This window comes from Streptomyces sp. WZ-12 (genome assembly GCF_028898845.1).
Taxonomy (GTDB): domain Bacteria; phylum Actinomycetota; class Actinomycetes; order Streptomycetales; family Streptomycetaceae; genus Streptomyces.
Genome location: NZ_CP118574.1, coordinates 2,288,575 through 2,307,350, shown reverse-complemented (window position 1 = coordinate 2,307,350; position 18,776 = coordinate 2,288,575). Strand labels below are relative to the sequence as shown.

The 18,776-nt window shown below is 67.5% G+C and carries 17 protein-coding genes and 2 pseudogenes; 9 read left to right on the top strand and 10 right to left on the bottom strand.

The features are described from left to right. Window positions 1-151 precede the first annotated feature (151 nt). From PV796_RS42350 to PV796_RS42340, 3 genes and pseudogenes are all read left to right on the top strand, one after another. Window positions 152-511 (top strand): transposase, encoded by a 360-nt coding sequence (locus PV796_RS42350; RefSeq protein ID WP_446750581.1) that lies wholly within the window; start codon window positions 152-154, stop codon window positions 509-511. Further along, a pseudogene (locus PV796_RS42345) lies at window positions 397-792 on the top strand (transposase); the annotation flags it as partial. The gene PV796_RS42350 and the pseudogene PV796_RS42345, both read left to right, overlap by 115 nt. A 34-nt stretch (window positions 793-826) precedes the next feature. Continuing rightward, window positions 827-970, top strand: a complete 144-nt coding sequence (locus PV796_RS42340) for a hypothetical protein (RefSeq protein WP_446750716.1) — start codon at window positions 827-829, stop codon at window positions 968-970. On the opposite strand, the gene PV796_RS09670 is transcribed toward PV796_RS42340, so the two are convergent. After that, window positions 960-1,316: a hypothetical protein gene (locus PV796_RS09670; protein ID WP_274912518.1), complete on the bottom strand. Its 357-nt coding sequence runs from the start codon at window positions 1,314-1,316 to the stop codon at window positions 960-962. The two genes, PV796_RS42340 and PV796_RS09670, sit on opposite strands and share 11 nt — an antisense overlap. Before the next feature lie 243 nt (window positions 1,317-1,559). On the opposite strand from PV796_RS09670, the gene PV796_RS09665 reads away from it, so the two are divergent. Together PV796_RS09665 and PV796_RS09660 are read left to right on the top strand one after the other, a co-directional pair. Beyond that, the gene (locus tag PV796_RS09665) at window positions 1,560-2,000 is read left to right on the top strand and encodes a hypothetical protein (RefSeq protein ID WP_274912537.1); all 441 of its coding nucleotides are present in this window, start codon (window positions 1,560-1,562) and stop codon (window positions 1,998-2,000) included. 19 nt (window positions 2,001-2,019) lie between these two features. Then, window positions 2,020-2,334 (top strand): helix-turn-helix domain-containing protein, encoded by a 315-nt coding sequence (locus PV796_RS09660; RefSeq protein ID WP_274912536.1) that lies wholly within the window; start codon window positions 2,020-2,022, stop codon window positions 2,332-2,334. 638 nt (window positions 2,335-2,972) lie between these two features. Here the strand turns inward: PV796_RS09660 and PV796_RS09655 are convergent. The 7 genes from PV796_RS09655 to PV796_RS09625 form a co-directional block, all read right to left on the bottom strand. Next, entirely contained in the window at window positions 2,973-3,584 is a 612-nt protein-coding gene (locus PV796_RS09655) for a hypothetical protein (RefSeq protein WP_274912535.1), read from the bottom strand. Between the two features lie 20 nt (window positions 3,585-3,604). After that, a complete protein-coding gene (locus PV796_RS09650; protein ID WP_274912534.1) occupies window positions 3,605-7,825 on the bottom strand; it encodes a polymorphic toxin-type HINT domain-containing protein in 4,221 nt (1,406 codons plus the stop codon). 200 nt (window positions 7,826-8,025) lie between these two features. After that, window positions 8,026-9,039: a hypothetical protein gene (locus PV796_RS09645; protein ID WP_274912533.1), complete on the bottom strand. Its 1,014-nt coding sequence runs from the start codon at window positions 9,037-9,039 to the stop codon at window positions 8,026-8,028. A gap of 303 nt (window positions 9,040-9,342) precedes the next feature. Next, complete coding sequence (locus PV796_RS09640) at window positions 9,343-9,873, bottom strand: RICIN domain-containing protein (protein ID WP_274912532.1); 531 nt, start codon at window positions 9,871-9,873, stop codon at window positions 9,343-9,345. 226 nt (window positions 9,874-10,099) lie between these two features. Beyond that, on the bottom strand, window positions 10,100-10,654 hold the full coding sequence (locus PV796_RS09635; protein WP_274912531.1) for an RICIN domain-containing protein: 555 nt from the start codon (window positions 10,652-10,654) through the stop codon (window positions 10,100-10,102). Window positions 10,655-10,699: 45 nt separating this feature from the next. Further along, a complete protein-coding gene (locus tag PV796_RS09630) occupies window positions 10,700-12,289 on the bottom strand; it encodes an AbfB domain-containing protein (protein WP_274912530.1) in 1,590 nt (529 codons plus the stop codon). 203 nt (window positions 12,290-12,492) lie between these two features. Next, a complete protein-coding gene (locus PV796_RS09625) occupies window positions 12,493-13,767 on the bottom strand; it encodes a hypothetical protein (RefSeq protein WP_274912529.1) in 1,275 nt (424 codons plus the stop codon). Between the two features lie 892 nt (window positions 13,768-14,659). On the opposite strand from PV796_RS09625, the gene PV796_RS09620 reads away from it, so the two are divergent. Then, complete coding sequence (locus tag PV796_RS09620) at window positions 14,660-15,025, top strand: hypothetical protein (protein WP_274912528.1); 366 nt, start codon at window positions 14,660-14,662, stop codon at window positions 15,023-15,025. Window positions 15,026-15,201: 176 nt separating this feature from the next. After that, window positions 15,202-15,405: a helix-turn-helix domain-containing protein gene (locus PV796_RS09615; RefSeq protein WP_274912527.1), complete on the top strand. Its 204-nt coding sequence runs from the start codon at window positions 15,202-15,204 to the stop codon at window positions 15,403-15,405. Window positions 15,406-15,487: 82 nt separating this feature from the next. Here the strand turns inward: PV796_RS09615 and PV796_RS09610 are convergent, their stop codons facing one another. Continuing rightward, the gene (locus PV796_RS09610) at window positions 15,488-15,715 is read right to left on the bottom strand and encodes a hypothetical protein (protein WP_274912526.1); all 228 of its coding nucleotides are present in this window, start codon (window positions 15,713-15,715) and stop codon (window positions 15,488-15,490) included. Window positions 15,716-15,753: 38 nt separating this feature from the next. On the opposite strand from PV796_RS09610, the gene PV796_RS09605 reads away from it, so the two are divergent. After that, window positions 15,754-17,115, top strand: coding sequence for an FAD-dependent monooxygenase (locus tag PV796_RS09605; RefSeq protein WP_274912525.1), 1,362 nt, complete (start codon window positions 15,754-15,756; stop codon window positions 17,113-17,115). Window positions 17,116-17,198: 83 nt separating this feature from the next. Here the strand turns inward: PV796_RS09605 and PV796_RS42335 are convergent. Beyond that, window positions 17,199-17,399: pseudogene (locus tag PV796_RS42335) on the bottom strand (transposase); the annotation flags it as partial. 114 nt (window positions 17,400-17,513) lie between these two features. Between PV796_RS42335 and PV796_RS09600 the strand changes: the two are divergent. Beyond that, the gene (locus PV796_RS09600) at window positions 17,514-18,386 is read left to right on the top strand and encodes an SGNH/GDSL hydrolase family protein (protein WP_274912524.1); all 873 of its coding nucleotides are present in this window, start codon (window positions 17,514-17,516) and stop codon (window positions 18,384-18,386) included. Window positions 18,387-18,776: the final 390 nt, after the last annotated feature.

The following is an 18,776-nucleotide window of genomic DNA, read 5'->3' as shown; positions in this document are numbered from 1 at the left end:
GGCCACAGCACGGCGCCGGTCGAACGTGGCGTCGCACGCCTGAAGGCGTGTCGGATCTTACGCAAGTCCCGGTCCAGCCCGAATTCAAGGTAAGAATCGAGCAGGTGCTTAGACGTCGTTTCTTTTGGGCTTATTGGTCGTTGGTCAGGCCATGACGGATCTGGTTGAGCGGTTGGTGCCGGAGGAGTTATGGGTGCTGTTCCGGCGCGTGGTGCCGCCGACGGAAGTGAAGCGTCCGCAGGGCGGGGGCCGGCGCCGGGCGGGTGACCGCGAGACTCTGGCCGCGATCGTCTTCGTGGCGACCTCGGGCTGCACGTGGCGGCAGTTGCCGCCGGTGTTCGGGCCGTGCTGGCAGACCGTCTATCGGCGCTTCGCCCGGTGGAGCAGGGACCGGGTCTGGGCCCGGCTCCACCGGGTCATCCTCGACGAGCTCGGAGCCCGCGGCGAGGTGGACTGGTCGCGCTGTGCGATCGACTCGGTCAGTGTCCGGGCGGCAAAAGGGGGCCACTGACAGGACCGAATCCGACCGATCGCGGCAAGAGCGGATCGAAAATCCACCTCATCACCGATCGCAACGGGCTGCCACTGTCGCTGGGTATCTCCGGGGCCAACATGCACGACAGCCAAGGGCTGGAGCCACTGGTCCGCGGCATCCCGCCAATCCGTTCCCGCCGCGGACCGCGCAGGCGCCGGCCGGCGAAGCTGCATGCCGACAAGGGCTACGACTACGACCACCTGCGCAGATGGCTCCGCAAGCGTGGCATCCGCCATCGCATCGCCCCGCAGGGGCATAGAGTCCTCCACGCGACTGGGCCTGCATCGCTGGGTGGTCGAGAGGACCGTTTCCTGGCTGGCCGGCTGCCGTCGACTCCACCGCCGATACGAACGCAAGGCCGAACACTTCCTCGCCTTCGTCGGCATAGCCGCAGCCCTCATCGGCTACCGCAGACTGGGGCGGCTCATGACCTGAGCTGCTGCACCTGAGGGTCGTAGCAGACAAGCCCCATCGAGGAGGCGACTTCTGCCGCATAGGCCGATGCCTCGTCGGCCATGCTGTAGCGCATCGGGAAGTAGATCAGCGGCCCCTTGGCCTCCCCGATCAGCGGCCCGGTGGACCAGGGAGAGACGTCGTCCTCGTCCTCTGCGAGGTCAGGCCACCGCTCCAGAAGTGTGGCGACGTACTCGGCTATGCGATCGGTCGGTGGATGCTTCACATCGGTGTGCGTGTAGCGGTTGAACAGGTCATGGAAGATCTTCCCGGCAGTGGCGTCATCCGCGGGGCGGTGCCCCTCCCAGACAGCAAGGTCGTAGCTCATGCACGCGAGGCTGCCACACGTCACTGACACTCATAGATCAGCACTCAACGGAATGCGACCAGAGGGACCCACCACCAAAAGAAACGACGTCTTAGCCGTTGTTCCAGCGCAGCGGCACGCGATCAGGACAGCTGGGGCATTCAGACAGTTTCAATACCCGACGTCACCATTACACCTCACCGCCGAGGACGTCCGCCGGGCCCTGGAGGACGCGGGCTGGTTCGCCGGTCGGGAGGTGAGGCTGTGACACAGCAGATCTCGGAGACCGCCCCGTCCCACAAGACACCGCCGGCTGACTACCCGGCCGGTCTGCGCGAGAAGTTGATGGCTGCCGTCCGCCCTGAATTCCGGTCCGCGGTATTGGTCTTCGAGCCCGACGACCCCGTCTTCGGCAGCGGCTCCTGCCTGGTCGGCTCCTGCCTGCGGGCTGCTCGTCTGCACGGAATGTGCAGCGCACACCATCAGCGGTGGAATGCCGAAGGGCGGCCGGACAAGGAGGAGTTCACCGCGAGGACGGCAACCGAGATCCGCGGAGACGGGACCCTGCCGTCCTGTTCGGTGGCCGGATGCGGCTACGGCAGGAACAGCACCGGGTTGTGCCAAGCGATCGTCGAATCCGGCCCTCCTCGACGTTCATCGAGGACGCCTATCAACGGGCTGTGGCCGGCGCTCTGGCGGAGCTGACCGGGAAGAACACCACGGCATGAAGATCCGATGGCGGCTGCGGATGGCGGCTGCCCAGCGCGAGGTGTGGACCAGGACTGAGCTGCGGCGGCTGCTGGCCGAGAAGGCCGGGTTGGAGTTGTCCTCGGCGTCCGTGTCCGCGCTGTTCACCAAGGAGCCCTCGCAGGTGAAGATGACCACGCTGGCCGCGTTGTGCACCGCGTTGGACTGCACCCCCAACGACCTGATCGAGGTCGATACCACCCCCGACGAGCGGCCGGTCGCACCGCCCCGGCCGGTGCCCGACCTGCCCAAGGACGCCTCGGCCCGGGGCCGGTCGATGCCGCCCCTGTGACGCCCGGCGGCCGCGGTGGGTAAGAAGCAACGCGACTGCGCCACCTGCAGAGCCTCAGTCGGATATCGCGACCGGCAGTACTGCTGCCGGTGTTGGCGCCGGATGAAGGAGGCGGAGGCCAGGGCGACGTGCTCGTCCTGCGGTCGCGACCGGGTGCTGCAGCCGGACATCGGCCGGTGCATCCTGTGCTCACGTGTCTGCGAGCACAGGCTCAGCTTCCTCAGCCCTATCGAATGCGAGGAGAAGCACTACGCCGAGCAGGCGACGGCCGAACCGACGAACCTGAAACCCCGTCAATCCTGACCAGCTGATCGGCGCCTCTCGCGCAACGAGGGAACCTCACAGCAGCACCGGCCGCAATCCCGGATCCAGATTGGCCAGCCATCGATCACCGAGGCGGCCGAATGTGATGACGAACCGCCACCCTGCACCGCCCCGTCCACCGACGTTGCCATCATCTACTACCGTCACCCCACGCTGAAGCCCCGCCAGGGACTACCTGACGGGGCTTCAAACTCGCGCAAGGACACTACTACCCGTTGCCTAGCGCCTGGGCCGGATCGTGGAACTCGACGAGGAGCCTTGGCCCCCACGAGTCGGCGAAGCATTCCGCCGAAACGCCGGGGCTCGCCGTGTCATTACGGCCGTCTACCGCTCGGAGGTCCGTAGTTGGCGGCCAGGGCTGTGGCGTACGCGTCCGGAACGGGCCGCCCGCCGAAAGCCATCGGAAGATACGACTCCAGCGCGCCTGACACGTTCAGGAAGGGCCCAAAGCGAGCGCACCATTCACTGCGCGCGGCCGCGTCGGGGAACCCCTGGAATACCGCCACCTCGGGATCCCTTTCACCCCAGCATCCCCACTTTCCGGATGCTCCGGTCAGCGCGACGACATTCGCCGAGATCGTGATCGATCCCAGAGCGTCGCCGTCCGGCGTGAAGCCGATCGCAGCCCAGTAGTCGTCCTCACCGGCCTCGACGGACAGAGACACCGCCGGGTATCCCAGCCCCTCGGGGACATAGAAATCGTCACAGTCCGGCTCGAGAACTAGCAGCTCGATATGGTCGTCTCCGTGCCACTGGGCCATCATGCAGAGCGCTGGCCAGATTTCTGGAGAGAGAACCACGTCGAACTCACAAAACAACGAGTCTCCCGCGCGCTTCCTGAAAACCTGGCCAGGGAACCTGGAATCAAGGTCAAAGGTCACCTCGCTACGCGAGCGGATGGCAAGGTACCCGTCATTATCCGGCATGAGCGAACCCTCGCTTAGCATTACTGATCCCCCAGCCTGATCTTGATGTCGGCATTCTTCGATCCTGGCCTGTAGTAGTCCGCTGTCCATCCTTCGACAGTCTTGGCTTTGGCTCGCAGGAAGTATCGCGCCCCATCCTTCTGATATTCAACGTTCGGCCCCCTTTCGATGCGGGTCCACCCGTTAGCCTCAAGATTTTCTCCAAATTCCTTGGGGCCGACGTTCGTCCGCACATTCTTCACGCGAGCCTTGGGGTCTGTGATGTCCTCGTATTTCGACCAGCAGTTGCTGTTGTGGACGAGGATCGGCGTGGCCCCCGCCAGCACATAGTACGTGTGGATACCCTCGACGGAGAGGTTGTAGACCGTGCGGCTCTCAGTCGAGGTGCGCGTGCCGATGACCTCTCGCGGCTCTCCGTTGGGGGTGCGGAGGCGGTCTCCTGCCTTGAGGTCCTTGGCGTCCAGCCAGCTGGCCTTGTTGATCTCCCAGAACGGATGATTATCAGTGGCGTTCACCGTGCCGGTGGTATCGCCGTCTTCGCCGTCGGTGTCGATGGCAATCTGGACCAGGTGCTTCTGGCCCTCGCCAACGATCACGTTGGTGATTTCTTTCGCTTCGGTCTTTCCTGTAGCGGGGTCGGTGGCCAAAACCTGCTGGCCGACGCGAGTATCCTTTATTGGTTTGTGCGTACCGTCGGCCATCAGCACCGGCGTCTCCGGCGTGAAGCTGTTCCCCACCGGGCAATCCTTACGGTACTTTTCCAGGACTCCCTCTGCATTGCTGATCTGCTTCTTTGCCGCAGAGGACTCGCGCATGAACTTACCGAAGCCGGTGACGGTGCGGTAGATGGCCTTGGAGACTGCCGGGAATTCCTTGATGGCCTGGAACGCCTTGCCCCACGGGAGGATGCCGACGAGCGTCCAGATGCAGCTTTCGACGTTGCCTTCGGTGAAGCACTTCTCGATGTCGTCGAGCCCGAGGAGACCCTTGAGGATCTCGCCACCGCTTTCCTCCAGAAAGTCACCAATCGACTTTCCGTTGATCTTGTTGGCATTCTCCAACTGCTCAGGCAATATGCCGGAAATCTCAAGTGTGAGCTTTTGCTCTTCCGTCAGCTCTTGACTGCCGCCCTTACCTATTTCCTTAACGGCTTCTGCGCGGCGTTTGCGTTCCTGTTCGCGTTCGTATTCCTCGGCCTTCTCGGCGGTCTCCTTGGCTTCCTGGGCGTACTTGTTGGCGTTCTTGGCGGCTTCTTCCGCGGACTTGGCGTGGTTTTCCGCGGAGCTGGCGAGTTTGTCGGCGGCGGCGGCGTCCTTTTCCGCCTGGGCTGCCGCGCCTTGGGCGACGCTGGCTTCGTGTTCGGCCTGGTTGGCGGCACTGTTGGCCGCGGCGGCGTGTTGGTCTGCCTCGGCGGCTGCCTTGCGGGCCCGTGCGGCTTCGGCTTCGGCCTCGTTGGCTGCTTTGCGTGCGGCTGCCGCGTCCTTGGCGGCCTGGTTGGCGGCTTGGCGAGCGAGGTCGGCGTCGCCCTTGGCCTGGGTGTCGGCCTTGTTGGCGGATGCTGCGGCGGCCCTGGCCTTGGCGCCGTCGGCGGCTGCTTCGGCTGCGGACTTCATGGCCGCGGCCGCGGACCGTGCGGCGTTGGCCGAGGAACGGGCGGCGTCGGCGGCGGCCTTGAAGGCAGGGGCGACCTGGGCGCCTGCCCGCTTGGCGGCAGCCTCGGCGTCCTCGGCGGCCTTGACCGCTTCGGCGGCCTTGGCCTCTGCCGAGGCAACCTGCTCCTCACCCGTCTCGAGGGCGGCCTTGGCGACCTCGGCAGTGAAGTCGGCGTCGAGGTCCTTGCCGGTGAAGGGGGCTGTCAGCTCGATGGCAGTGTTGGCGGGGTCAGCGATGCCGGCGGCGGTGGTGCGTGCGGCGCCAGAGGCCTGGACGGCGACGGTGGCCTGGAGGCGGGCCATAGCGGCTTCGCGGACGGCGCCGTCGGCTTCGTCTCTGGTGCGGTTGGCTGCCTGCAGGGCGTTGTTGGCGTGCTGGGCTGCTAGTCCGGCCAGGCGGGATGCCTCGTGTGCGGCGATGCCGGCGCGGGCTTCCTGGGCGGTGGCTTCGGCTGCCTTGGTGTTGGCTCGTTGGGCTGCGGCGTTGGTGGCCTGGTACTCGGCCTCAGCCTTGTTGGCGGCTTGGTTGGCGCGTGCGGCGGCGGCTTCGGCGTTGTTGGCGGCCGCGTTGGCCTTGGCGGCGTGTGCGGTGGCTTCTGCGGCGGCTGCCCGCGCTCGGGCGGCGTGGCCTGCGGCTTCAGTGGCCGCGGCGCGGGACCTCATGGCCGCACTGCTGGCTCCGTCGGCCGCGCTGCGGGCCGAACTGGCAGCCGCCCCGGCGGTGTTGGCGTCCGCCCGTGCTGCTTGTGCTGCGGTATTGGCCTCACCGGCAGCCGCGGTGCCACGGCCTGAGGCGGCCATCGCCTCGGTCGCCCGCGCGCGTGCTTCCTTGGCCTGGTGGTTCTGCTCGGCTTGGAACGCCTTGTTTCTTGCCTCGCGGGCGTTGTTCTCCTCGCCGCGGGCCTTTTCGTCGGCCTGGGCGGCGATACCTTCCTTCTCTGCTGCGCTGGCCCGGGCGGAAGCCGCCTGTGCTGCGGCGGCCTGGGCCTGCGCCCGGAGCGCCGAGGCGGTACGTGCCTCGGCTTCCGCACGGGCCCGTGCCGCCGCGGCGGCGTTCCGCTCGCGTTCGGCGCGGGCGCGGGCCTGGGCGGCCAGGTTGCGTTCACGTTCGGCGATCTGGCGCTGCTCGGCAGCGATCCGTGCCTGCCGCTCGGCCTCGATGCGTGCCTGTCGGGTCTTCTTGGCGTGCTCCCATGCCTCTTGCTCGGCCGTCTCGGCGTCGATGCGGGCCTGCTTGCTCCGGGCGGCCGCATCGGCGGCGATTTTGGCCTGCTTTTCGGCGGCTGCGGCCATCTGGGCTGCGGCCTTGGCCTGCTCTTCGGCGTTGGCCCGCCACTTCTTGGCTTGTTGCTCGTGTGCCTGGGCTGCGTTCTTGCTGTTCAGCGCGGCTGCGTCGGCTGCGGTGGCGTCCACGGCATGCTGGGCACTCTGGGCGGCCTTGGCCGCCGCATCGGCCGCGGCTTCGATGCCGTAGGCGACTTCGGCCCACTGGGTGCCGTGCGTCAGCCCGGTCTCCACCAGGATGTCGGCCTGCACCTTGGCCTGGGCCGCTGCGACCTTGGCCGCCTGGGCCGCATCGCCCGCGTACTCGACCTGGCGGGCGACCTCGGCTTTGACGCCTGCGTAGTCCGACAGACGCTTGCCGGCCCGGTCCGCCGACAGCATCCGATCGGCCTCACGGGCGGCCGCGGCCGCCTGCGTCATCGCGTTGGAAGCTGTTTTGAGCTCCCTGACGGCATCCCCGTGGACGGCGATCAGCTTGGTACGCGCCTCGGCCGCGCGGGCGGTCCGCTGCGCCAGATCCCGCAGCTTCTCCGCGGCCTCCTGGGCCTCCTTCAGCGCCTTCTCGTGCGCGGCGCGGTCGTCGGCGTCCTTCTGCGCGGCGATCTGGTAGCCCTTTTCCAGGAACTCCTCAATCGCCTTGTCAGTACCGGCGGCCAGTGCGGCCTGGGCGGCTTTCTGCACCTCCGGCCCGCCGACGCCGGCCAGCATCTGAACGCGCTTGCGGAGTTCGGCGGCGCGTTCCTTGGCGGTCTGCTCATCCTTCGCATCCCGCTGCCGGGCGATCTCTGCGCCGAAGGCAAGGAAGTCGGCACGGTCCGTGGCCGTGGCCTTGGGGCCCAGCACGCGTTCGACCTCAGCGTTGAAGTGCGGCCCGCCACTGCCGCGCATCGCCTCGATCTTCTTGCGGTTGCTGGCGTCGACGCCGTCCTTCTTGTCCTTGGCTCGCTGACGGGCCTCGGCCTCACCGTGCTCCAGGAACTCCCGGATCGCGTTCGGATCGCTGCTTTCCAGGGCCTTCTTGGCGGCCTCGCGGACTTCCTCCTCCTCGGCGAACTCCGCGTAGGTCTCCACCAGTTGCCGGTCTCCCTCCGCGCTCATCCGCGCCAGCTTCGACGGCGCAGTGGGAGCCTGCGTGGAGCCTGTCTTGGGCAGCGAAGCGGCCAGACGGTCCAGTGCGGACAGAGCCTGGGTGACCGAGCCCTGCCGATCAGACGGCGAAGGAGCAGGGGTGGCCGACGCGACCTGGGCGGACGCACCGCCCAGCAGGGCCGCTACCACCGCCGCGGACACGGCCTTTCGGGCCACCGGACCCACACGACTGTGTGGCCGACTGGCTCCAGGTCGGAATCTACCTATCAAGGGAAATAACCACCTTTGGTAAGCGAAAATGGTCAGAAAAGTCCCTGCCCGGTATGTGCAACCAGGGCAGGGACGAGGAAAAATGAGCGATCAGCGCAAGGAGGGAAGGGCCAACAACGGGCGGGAGAGCAGCCCTTGAGGCGCGATCAGCTCTTGACGCGGTCTTCGCCGTCCCGGGCCCGGTCGAAGGCACCCTTCCAAAGACCGGCGGCGTCGGCCGCCTCCTGCTGCTCTCTGGCCCAGGCATCCTGGTTCGCCTGGGCCGGTGCGGCGATGTCCTTCCAGATCCCGTCCACCGCGTCCCGGGCGGCCTGGGCGATGTTCTTCCAGTTCTCCGCCTGCGCCTTCGCGGCGGCTTGCTCGGCCAGCCACGCCTGCCACCCGGCGCTGGAGTGCTCGGCCACCGCCTTCCAGGCCCGTTCGGCCTCGGCCCGTGCCTTCGCGGCATCGGCCGAACCCTGCGCCGCCTCCTCCGCCGCCACGGCCTGCTCGATCAGACGGGACAGGAGACGATGGCGAACCACCTCGGCGTCCGCGACCCGCATCCGGTAACTCTCCAGATCCAACGCCGCGCCGCTCACCCAGCCGTAGCCGAAGAACTCCGCGATGTCCTCATCACCGGCGCCGTCCCGCAGCGCCCACTGCGCCGCGGCCCGCACCTGCTCACCCGGGTCGTGCTCCGCGAGGGCACGTACGAAGTCCCGGTCCCGGCCGGCGACTTCCTGCCGACGGGCGGCATCCGCCTCCCGCACCGCGCGGTCACGCCGTTGGGCCTGGGCGTATCCGGACTTCACAAACGCCGCCTGATCGGCGGCCGAGCCCTTGAGCGCACGCTCGGCCGCATCCCGCACCGCGGGGGAGAACTCCCTGGTATGGGTGCGCACCACCCGTTCGCAAAAGGCTTTGTTCCGCGCCCGGGTACTCTGTGCCCGCTGCTTGGCCAGGTCAAAGCCGCCGCCAGGGGCCAGCCACTGTGCGATCGCTTCATCCCCCCGCACATTGCGCAGCGCGTTCCACGCCGATACCCGTATCTCGGCCGGCAGGTACGACTTGGCTATCGCCAGAACACGCTGACGGGCCTCTTCAGTCGCCGCAGCCGTGATGCCCGACAGCGGCTCGGAGGACTGGGAAGAGTGCTGGTCGGACGGCTGGTCGGCCAAGACGGCAGCCTGCGGGGCCTTGGCCCACGCCGGGGCGACTGCCGAGGCAACGCTCCCGCCGGCCAGCACGCCAACCAGCACCCCCTGCGCAACCCGCCACGTGCGACTCACTGAAACCCCCTATAGGAAAAAGGAACTTCCGCTCGGGCCGTGCACGACAAGAAGGCAGACAGGAATGCGCCAGGCACGGCTCGCCGGGAAACGACGGTCACTACTCATGTGAAGGACGGCACCGTTTGCACGGCAGGTCCTTCACAGAATTTGGAAACTCACCGCCGCGCTGTCGCGGCGCGGATCGACAGGTCACTTGACCAGGTGGATCCCCCACAACTCGGGCGTAGTCTGGTTGCAGGACCACTGCAAGGCGTTCGCACCGTCCTCAACGCTGGACTTGGCGATGCCCAGGCAGCGATCCGGGGTGTGCATGGGCTGCAGCTGGTAGAGCTCGCTGACCGCGTCGACAAGAACCATCCGCCAGCGCAACTGGGGGCCTCCGCCACTGCAGTCCCACTGTTGGACACGTGCACCGGCCTGCTTGCCGCTGTTCTCCACCTCAAGGCACTTGCCACTGTTCTCGTTACGCAGCACGTAAGAGGAGTCGACGGTGGGTATGGCGCGCCACTGCTGCGCCTTGCCCTCGTTGCAGGTCCACTGCAGTGCACCCGCGCCATTGGCCATACTGGCGGAGTCGATGCTCAGGCACTTGCCGCTGCGAGCGACCTGAAGCCGGACGATGTCGCCCTTTGTCGAAGCGGCGTCCTTGGCGGTCTGGGTCTTCTTGGCGGCCTCGCGGGCGGCTTCGGCGGCCTTATCCGCGGCCTTGGCCGCGTTCATGGCGGCTTCCCTTGTGGCGTCGTCCCCGCTCGCGTAGGCGGTGGTTGTGCCGGCGGTCAGTGCGGCAACGCTGCAGGCAATGACCAGGGCCGCTCGGATGGACCGAGACATCTTCAAGTCCGTTTCTTCTCGATGGGTTGGGAGCCGGACGGGGTTGGGCGCGGGACATTGCCCGGCAGGGCCGAGCCGGTCACCAGGGGCGACCAGCTCGGCGGGCGCGAGCGAGTCAGGCCTTAGCCGGCTTGAGTCGCCAGCGCTGGTTGGCGTCGCCGTTGCAGTACCACTGCCCGGCGTTCGCACCGTCGTTGAGACTGGAACCTGCGATGTCCAGGCAGCGGTTGTCGGTGTGCGTGGGGCGCAGTTCGTAGAGCTTCTTGGGGGCATCGACCATGACCAGGCGCCAACGTTGCTGAGGGCCGTCGACGCACCACCACTGCTGGACGTTCGCGCCGGCCCCTGTGCCGCTGTTCTCCACTTCGAGGCACTTGCCGCTGTGCATGGCCCGCACCATGAACGTCGCGTTGCCGGCTGGGATCAACTGGAATGACTGGTTGTCTGCCCCGTCGGTGCACGTTGTCTGGACTGCGTTGGCGCCATTGGCGAGGCTGCCGCCCGCAACGGTGAGGCATTTGCCACTGTGCTCCACCTGCAACTTCACAACCGACGGCGTGGGAACGGCGGCGCGGGGCGCGGTGGGGGCGGCGTGGGCAGCACTCACGTTGCCTGCCAGCACGGCGAGGCCAGCGCCGAAGGCCAGCGCGGCCCGGAGGGTCCGAGACATCGAAAATTTCCGTTCTTGTCGAAAGGGAAAGCGGCAGGAGGCGGGTCAGTACGCGAGCGGGGGGTCGATCAGCCAGGTCGCCTCGTTCTTGAAATCGTTGGTCGTGCCGCGTGCCGCCGCGTACAAGTCACCCGACTTCGCCCGCAGCCAGTACCCCGGCTTGCTGGCCCACTCAAACGACGTCCCAATGCCGGCCAAGCCTTCACGGGCACACCAGGTGGCGTTCTTGCGGAACGTTGCACTGCCATCGCCCGGGGTGACCCGCACTCGGAGGTCGTCCTGGGCCGCCAGATAGTGGTGGCGCTTGCGCACCGACTCAAAGGAGTAGCAGCCGCGTTGGCCGTTGAGCGCGGCCACGATGACCCAGGTGGCGTCCTCACGGTCGGACTGCTTGCTTGCGTACCTGTCGATGGGGGCGACAAAGACAGCTCCCCCGTCCGCATTCGACTGGCGGATGTACCAGGTGTACCGGCCCCCGGGGTCGTTGATCAGCTTGGAGTCGAACGACCAGAGGGACTGCCGCGCCGCCTGGAGCAGGTTGTCCGGCTTGAGGAACTCGGCGACGTCCTCGTCGCTGCCGGCCAGTGCCTCCTTCGCCTTCGTGACCAGATTGGGGTACACCCCGGCCTTCTCGGCCGCCGCCTGGATCTGCAGGACCATTTTGCGGTTGGCGTCGGCGGTCTTCTTGCGGCGGTCCTCGGCGTCGCGCTTGTAGGCCTGTTCGGCTCCGGTGTGGAGGAACCGCTTCCAGTCCTCCGGGTCGGAACTGAGCACCGCCCGCTGGGCCGCGGCCAGGAGCTCGGAGCCCTTCAGGCCGGCCGGTGCACTGCGGATCAGTTCGCGGATGAAGTTGTCATCGCCCAGGGCGAGCATGGCCTGGGACGGGGTGATGCCGAACAGTGCCGCCGTGTTCGTGCGGGCGGCCCGCTCCTTGCGGCGCTGGGCCTCCTCGCGGTCCTTCTCCTCCAACTCCTTGAGCTCATTGGCGACATCGCGGTCATGTGCCTCGCGGGCCCCGTTGGTGATGAACTCCCGCCACTGGGCCGGCCCGCCAGCCAGAGCGCTCGCGGCCGCGGCCTTGACCTGCGCACCAGCGTCCGGATGCTTCATGACCTTGCGGATGAAATTGTCGTCGCTGAGCCCCAACAGGTCCGAACTGACCGGGATGCCCACCACGATCAGCACCCGAGCCTTGGCCTCCCGGCCCGCGCGCTCGGCATCGGCCCGGTCCTGTTCCCGCTGCTGGTCGGCTTCATGCGCCGTGTGGATGCCGGTGATGATGAACCGGGCGTAGTCCTGAGCCACAGTGCTGTGCATGGCCTCCTCGGCGGCCAGACGCACCGCCGTCTTGCTCTCTCCAGCGTCCTTGGCCTTCTCCCACAGCGCGAAGATGAAGTCCCGGTCGCTGAGCAGCATCACGTCCGGGGTCGGGTCAAGGCCAACCACGGCCGCTGCCTTGACCCGCTCTATCTCACCGGTCCCGATATCAGCACCCTGGCTCGCCGCCGACGACGGTGCAGCGGCAGCAGTGGCCGGCGCGAGCACACCGGTGACGGCGGCCAGCGCACTCGCGGCAACGACCCCATGCGTGAAGGCTCTCCGCACACGGGCGGACGTGGTGTGTGTCTTGTGCATACTGATGTCAATTACCTCTCTGGGGCCGCACATGGACGACCCAACCTGTGTGCAACGACGGAACCGGCACAAACCGTGGAGAGTCCAGCGGAGCAGCGCCCCGGCGCTGAACCCTTCGAGCGCATCTGGCGGTCACGACGCGTGATGTGGTGCACGAGCCCGCACACGGGGCCTGGATACGGGCCCTTGTCGGTGCGTCGGTTCTAGCGGGTGCCCTTGGTCCCACGGTGGCGGCGTGCGACAAAGACCGCCCCGGCGCCGAGCAGCACTGCACCACCACCCGCGAGAGCGAGCTGCGGCACGGCGGACGACGAACCGGTCCTAGCAAGGCTCCCGGCGCCGTTGGCCGACGCCGGCCTGACGGAGACTTCCCCTTGCGCCGACGGGCGTGCAAAGCGCTCGCCTTGAGCCTCCGGACGCGGTTTCAGCACCGGACGGTCCTTGTCCTCGACCGTGCCGGGCTTGGCCTCCTTGACCGTGCCGGGCTTGCCGCCGGCCGGCAGCACACGGAAGTCGTAGCGCTTCATCGGGCCGTCGACGCACGGGTTGTACTGGTCGGAAGCATCGCCCGCGAAGAGGGCGAAGGCATCGGTGGCCGGGGCTCCCGCTTCGATCGCCATGCGCATCTTCACATCCGCACGGGCGCCGGGCTTCATGGCCTTGACGGGCTCAATGTGGATGTGCCTTTGATCCAGCTCCTGCCAGCCAGAGCCGCCCGACCACTGCACCTTCATGAAGTGCTGATCCTCGTTCTTGGCCTGCAGACGGAAGAAGACCAGCGGGTCCACGTCCAGTGTGCGGTCAGTTGCGTTGGCCACCGTGAACGAGAATTCGACCGTGGTCCCGGCGACGACCTTCGAGGGCAGGCCATTGGCCAGGACGGTCAGGCCCGACACACGCACGCACTTCGTGGCATCGCCGAGCGCCCTGTCGGCCGCCTCTTTGGCCTGAAGAGCCTCGGCCGCAGCACGCTCGTCCTTGCTGTACTCCTCATCCGCCGCGTTGCGGGCCTGGCCCCATGCCTTCCGGGCCGCCTTACTCTTGGCTTCTGCATCCGCCTTGACCTCGGCGGCCTTCCCGGCTTCGGTTTCGGCCAGACTGAGCGCCTCCCGCGCCTTGGCCTTCCCGGCCTCGTCCTGAGCCGCATCCAGCTTGGCCTTGGCGTCCGTGACCGCCTTGTCAGCAACAGCCTTGGCGGCGACGGCGCCCTTGACTGCCTCGTCTGCTTCGAGAACGGCTGCCTTGAGCGGGCTGGAGTCCAAGTCCAGGGCAGCCCAAGCCGCGTCCCGCTTCTCACGCCCAGCCTTCTCGGCGGCGCCCGCGTCCTTGTACGCCTTCTCCGCGTCGTCGACAGCCTTCTGCAACTGCGCGTACGTCGGCTTCTGCCGCACCTGCGCAGAGGGTTCGGCATCAACGAAGGCAGAGGCAGAGCCCGCGGAAAGCAGGACGACCGGCGCGGTCACGGCGGTGGCGACCACGGTCGCGAGGGTACGGCGAAGGTTCACTAGTCCTTTTCCTGATCATTGGTCAGACATTGCGGGCATGGGGTGCGGAACGCCCATGATCGTATGACCGACATAAGGAGCAAGGGCAACGAAAAATCCCCTCGCTGAAGCCGATGCCGCCATCCATCGCGACGGGCAAAGCGGGGCAATAGTGCACAGTTGCCCGCGCTCCCTCAGATTCTTTGTGATCTAACCAACCGAAACTCTGGCCGAATACATGCCAGTCGGGCCGATCCTGACACTGCGTCGCATTGACCTTCATGGAATCCGTTTCGTCCACCCCGCCCCGCATGAAGAGTTGTGTCGGATCTTGGGGCCGAACCGGCAGATGCCAGACCTCGGACCGCGACGCGATGAGGCACGCACAGGAGACGGAAGCTCAAGGGTGTTGTGCACATCTTGGGCGGCTCCGCCATGTCCACTCCATCCACTCGGACGGGCAACTCACCTTCAACGCGATGACGGAGCACAACTCAGCCGCCGGCTCCCGGCGCATGGGAGTACCTAACCGCCGATGACTTCTCGGTCACCCTCGGCGAGGAAGGGACCGCAAAGACCGGGTACTGGCTCGCGCTCGGCATTCCCAGCGAGGTCGTCGACTGGAACCACCAGGTCGGGGACGGATCGGTTGATATCTGCCTGGACCAGGTCCATCGAGTAGGAGGTCTGTGCGTGGCCACACACCCTCATGCGCCCTACCCATCGGGCGACTTCGTGTTCCCCTACCAGGGATTCGACATGGTGCAGGTGTGGAACGGGCTGTGGACCTCGGACCGGCCCCGGAACGCTGACAACGAGGCGGCCCTGGCGGAGTGGGGGGCGAAGCCCTGCGGCGGACATCCGCACGGGCCCGTGGCGGCCGGCGATGGGCAACAGCGACACCCACTTGGAAGGGCAGATCGGCATCCCTCACACCGTGGTCTTCACCGAGGAGCTGAGCACCGAGGCAGTCCTGGCCAGAATCCGTGCCGGCCGCAGTTGGATCGCCGAGTCGGCTGACGTGGAAGCGTCGTTCACCGCCAATGCCGACGATCGCATTGTCGGAGTGGGACAACGGCTCCCAACTCATGGGGAGCAGGTGAAAGTGCGGGCAGCACTACGAGGTGTGCCGGAGGGGACCGTCAGCTTCCACACCGATCGAAGGAACGCTCACCACCTGTCTCTCTGCTCGCGGAGCAGACGTGGCGCCGAGGGACACGACGGCGGAGCACACGGCGTTCGTTCGCATTGAGGTCCGCCATTCCAACGGGCACGTCGCCGCACTCACCAATCCGATCATGTTCACCTGACCGCTCGCTTCACTCCGAGTTCTCTGAGCTCGTTGCCGCGCACCCCAAAACTCAACGGCATGCACCAATCCCCTGCAATGATCACCTTCTGCATATCGAAACTGAAGGGGACGAACTCATGGATAAGGGAAAGCGGATCACCGGCACAGCGCGCGACAGGCTTGCCGCCGACGTTGAGAAGGCATACGAGGGCGGCGCCTCCATCCGGGCCATCGCCGCATCCCTGGGGCGTTCCTACGGCTTCGTCCACCGCATACTCGCCGAAGGCGGTGTCACCCTGCGCGGCCGAGGAGGCAACTCCCGCCGCCAAGCCGGAGTATGAAGCCGCGCGAGGTACCCGGACCCGAGCCTCCTGAGCAGACCGCCCCCTTCAGTTGTCCTGCACGTGTGGAGGCGGCGGTGCGTCACAGCAGCGCGCTCAGCGGCAAGACCCGCTCGGCGAGCCGTCCGCGCAACTGTCCGTCAGCGGTGTCGGCTTCGGCGAGCCATTCCGCGTGGAGCAACAGCTCAGCGTGCTCAGCGACTTCCTCGCCGGGCAGGGCGCAGAACGTGGCGACCTGACCCAGGTCGACTCCGCCATCCTCGGGATGCCCGAGGCGGCCGTCAGGCCGGGCGTGGGCGGCGGTGTACAAGGCCAGAAGTCGGCTTGCGGCGCCTTGAGGTGCTCACCATGCTGGACCTGGGAGACGGGCGGCGGGTCAGCGACGTCCTCGTGGACCAGGGCACGAAGGTCCAACACGCGCACTTCGCGGCGCTGCCGAGCAAGCTGGACTACAGCGGCCTGGACACACCGTTCCCGTTCGTCCTGATGATCCCCCAGTGGCAGACCGAGCAAGCGCTCGCCGACTACCTGCGGGCCCGCGCGGTGCCCGTGCACTACGGCGCCGAGGTGACCTCCATCGTCCAGTCCTTGGACGCGGTACGGATCACGGTCGGCGGCAGGACGAGGCAGGCGGCATACGTCGTCGGGGCCGACGGCGCGCACAGCACGGTCCGGCACGCCGCGGGTATCGACTTTCCCGGCAGCCTGCCCACGATCGTCAACTTCGTCGCCGACGTGATGGTGACCGAACCAGCGGCGCAGGCCCGGTACTTCTGGCACCGGGAGGCCGGTCTGGCTGCCGTCGTGCCGCTGCCCGGCGGCGTGTACCGCGTCTTCGGCGCCGAGGCGGGCGACACCGGGCTGACCAGCGACCAGGTGCGGCGCCAGCAGGCCGAACCGCTCACACTCAAGGAACTCCGGGCCGCGCTGGACCGCATCTGCGGCACGGACTTCGGCGTCCACGACCCCGTGTGGCTCTCCAGGGCGAGCAACAGCAGCAGGTACGCGCAGCGCTACCGCGACGGCCGGATACTGCTGGTGGGCGACGCCGCCCACGTCCACCTGCCCGCTGGCGGACAGGGCCTGAACGTCGGCCTGCAGGACGCCGGAAACCTGGCTTGGAAACTCGCCGCCGAGACACACCGCTGGGCCCCGGACCGGCTGATCAACGGGCCGGAGGCTTACGAAACCGAACGACGTGGCGTCGCTCAGCGCCTGGTGGCCGACACCCTGGCCCAGGACGCGCTGATGCACACCTTCAGCCCCTCGGGACAGGCACTGCGCGAGATGTTCAGCGGATTCATCGAGCAGGGCGGCGAGGTCGCCGAGGAACTGTCCGGCTGGCTCTCCGGCCTCGGAGTCAACTACCCGCAGCCCGACGGGACCCACGCCCTGGCCGGCGTGAAGGCGCCGGACGCCGTCCTCGCCGGAGACGGACTGCTGCGCTCCCTGCGCCCCGACCGGTTCCTGCTGCTGGACTTCAGCCCGGAGGGCGCACACGCGGATCTGGGCTCCGCGCGGGTCGAGGTGCGCACGGCACAGCGGCACACCGGCCCGTGGGCAACGGTCCGCGCGGCGCTGATCCGCCCGGACGGGCACGTCGCACACGCCGTCGACTCGGCCGACCCCGCCGCCACCGCCGAACTCACCGACGCGATCACCGCATGGACGCTGCCGACGGTCAACTCCCCCGAACCCGACAGGACATGATGCCGCGCCATCTGCCCACACTGGCGGTCGGCGCATTCGGGATCGAGGCGACCGAGTTGTCCGTCATGGGCGTGCTGCCGAAGTGGTCTCGTGGATTCCTTGAGGCGGAGGGTGAGCATGCGGGAGCCACGGGCCGCCCTGGTGCACCGTTTCCGTGAGGGGCAGGCCCGGCAGTCCCGTCGGTCGAACTCGACGACGAGGGCGTGCCATCCAGCCGACTGGCGGCCATGAGCGTGAACACCCTGGAATCGCCTCAGGTCTCCAATACAACTTCCGTTAAACAACGGCGCCTTGCTCCTCCTGCCATCATCCTTGGGCAGGTCGTATCTCAGAAGACTGTCCAATTCCGGTGACGGGCAAGTCTGTTCCCGTCACCAGCACAGCACAAGGAGCCTCGTGTGACAGTACAGGCAGCACAGGGACGCTGGCGGGAAAATGCCCTGCGGGCGGTGGCCCTGATCGGTGTCGCCTCGGCCCTGACCACAGGTACCGCCGCCATCCCGGCGCAGGCGGCCACCGCGGGAGTGCCACGGGGTGTCAAGTACGTGGCCATGGGCAGCTCGTTCGCCGCGGGCCCCGGCATCACTCCCACCAAGCCCGGTAGCCCGGCAGGGTGCGAGCGCTCCGCGGACAACTACGCCAGCAAGGTCGCGGCCCGCCTCGGCCTCGCGTTGACCGACGTCACCTGTAGCGGCGCCACCACCGCGGACATCCTCACCACCGGCCAGGACGGCCAGCCGCCGCAGATCTCGGCGGTCGCCGCCGACACCCGGCTGGTCACCGTCACCATCGGCGGCAACGACGTGGACTACTTGGGCAGTTTGATCGACTACTCCTGCCAGGACACCCAGCGCTCTCCCTGCGGTGCCGTCGATCAGGACGCCATCGGCACGGCACTCAAGACCGTGCACACCAAGATCGGTGACGTGGTCGCCGCCGTACACCGACGCGCGCCGAAAGCACAGGTGCTCCTGGTCAACTACCTCACGGTCCTGCCGACCAGTGGTGTCTGCTCCGGGGTGCCGCTGACCGCGGCGCAGGCCGGATTCGAGCGGAACGTGGCAGCCCGTCTGCGGTCAGCCACTCAGCAGGCGGCCGCCGCTCAGCGGGCCACCGTGATCGACGCGGCCAGTGCCAGCATCGGCCACGACGCCTGCTCGGCCACCCCGTGGGTGGAGAAGTACGACGTCCCATCCGGCCACACGCCATACCACCCCAAGCCGAATGGCATGGCAGCCGTGGCTGACATGATCACGGCCAGCCTGGGCTGAGCCGCCCCGCACCGAACCAGGCAAGCCCGTGCCGCGGTGGAGACCACGCTACCCAGGGACAGGCGGCCTCGGCCCTGCGGGCGGCCTCGGCGGTCGTTCCTTCTAGCAGAGCTCGGGGGACGCCCGTGTCCCGCGGATTTCGCGGGGAGGTCGTTGTCGGAAGGGGCGGGCATGACCGGACACTCCTGGATCAGGTCGTAGCTGGTCGGACACTGAATGCGGCGCTTGTAACTGATGAACTGCCGCATACGCTGCGGGAATGCGTATTTCGCAGCAGTCAGGATCTGGTGGTGCACTACCGGGCCCCGGCCGAGGTGAGATGCGACGAAGCGTCCGGCCGAGGTTTGTGGGCCGCCCGCCCCGGGTGGAGAGAGCGGGCGGCCATGGTCG

Excerpts from the sequence above, each read along its gene's own strand:
- PV796_RS42350 (WP_446750581.1), top strand. The coding sequence starts at position 152 with ATGACGGATCTGGTTGAGCGGTTGGTGCCGGAGGAGTTATGGGTGCTG.
- PV796_RS09670 (WP_274912518.1), bottom strand. The coding sequence starts at position 1,316 with ATGAGCTACGACCTTGCTGTCTGGGAGGGGCACCGCCCCGCGGATGAC.
- PV796_RS09660 (WP_274912536.1), top strand. The coding sequence starts at position 2,020 with ATGAAGATCCGATGGCGGCTGCGGATGGCGGCTGCCCAGCGCGAGGTG.
- PV796_RS09655 (WP_274912535.1), bottom strand. The coding sequence starts at position 3,584 with ATGCCGGATAATGACGGGTACCTTGCCATCCGCTCGCGTAGCGAGGTG.
- PV796_RS09640 (WP_274912532.1), bottom strand. The coding sequence starts at position 9,873 with ATGAACGCGGCCAAGGCCGCGGATAAGGCCGCCGAAGCCGCCCGCGAG.
- PV796_RS09635 (WP_274912531.1), bottom strand. The coding sequence starts at position 10,654 with ATGTCTCGGACCCTCCGGGCCGCGCTGGCCTTCGGCGCTGGCCTCGCC.
- PV796_RS09630 (WP_274912530.1), bottom strand. The coding sequence starts at position 12,289 with ATGCACAAGACACACACCACGTCCGCCCGTGTGCGGAGAGCCTTCACG.
- PV796_RS09620 (WP_274912528.1), top strand. The coding sequence starts at position 14,660 with ATGGGCAACAGCGACACCCACTTGGAAGGGCAGATCGGCATCCCTCAC.
- PV796_RS09615 (WP_274912527.1), top strand. The coding sequence starts at position 15,202 with ATGGATAAGGGAAAGCGGATCACCGGCACAGCGCGCGACAGGCTTGCC.
- PV796_RS09605 (WP_274912525.1), top strand. The coding sequence starts at position 15,754 with ATGCTGGACCTGGGAGACGGGCGGCGGGTCAGCGACGTCCTCGTGGAC.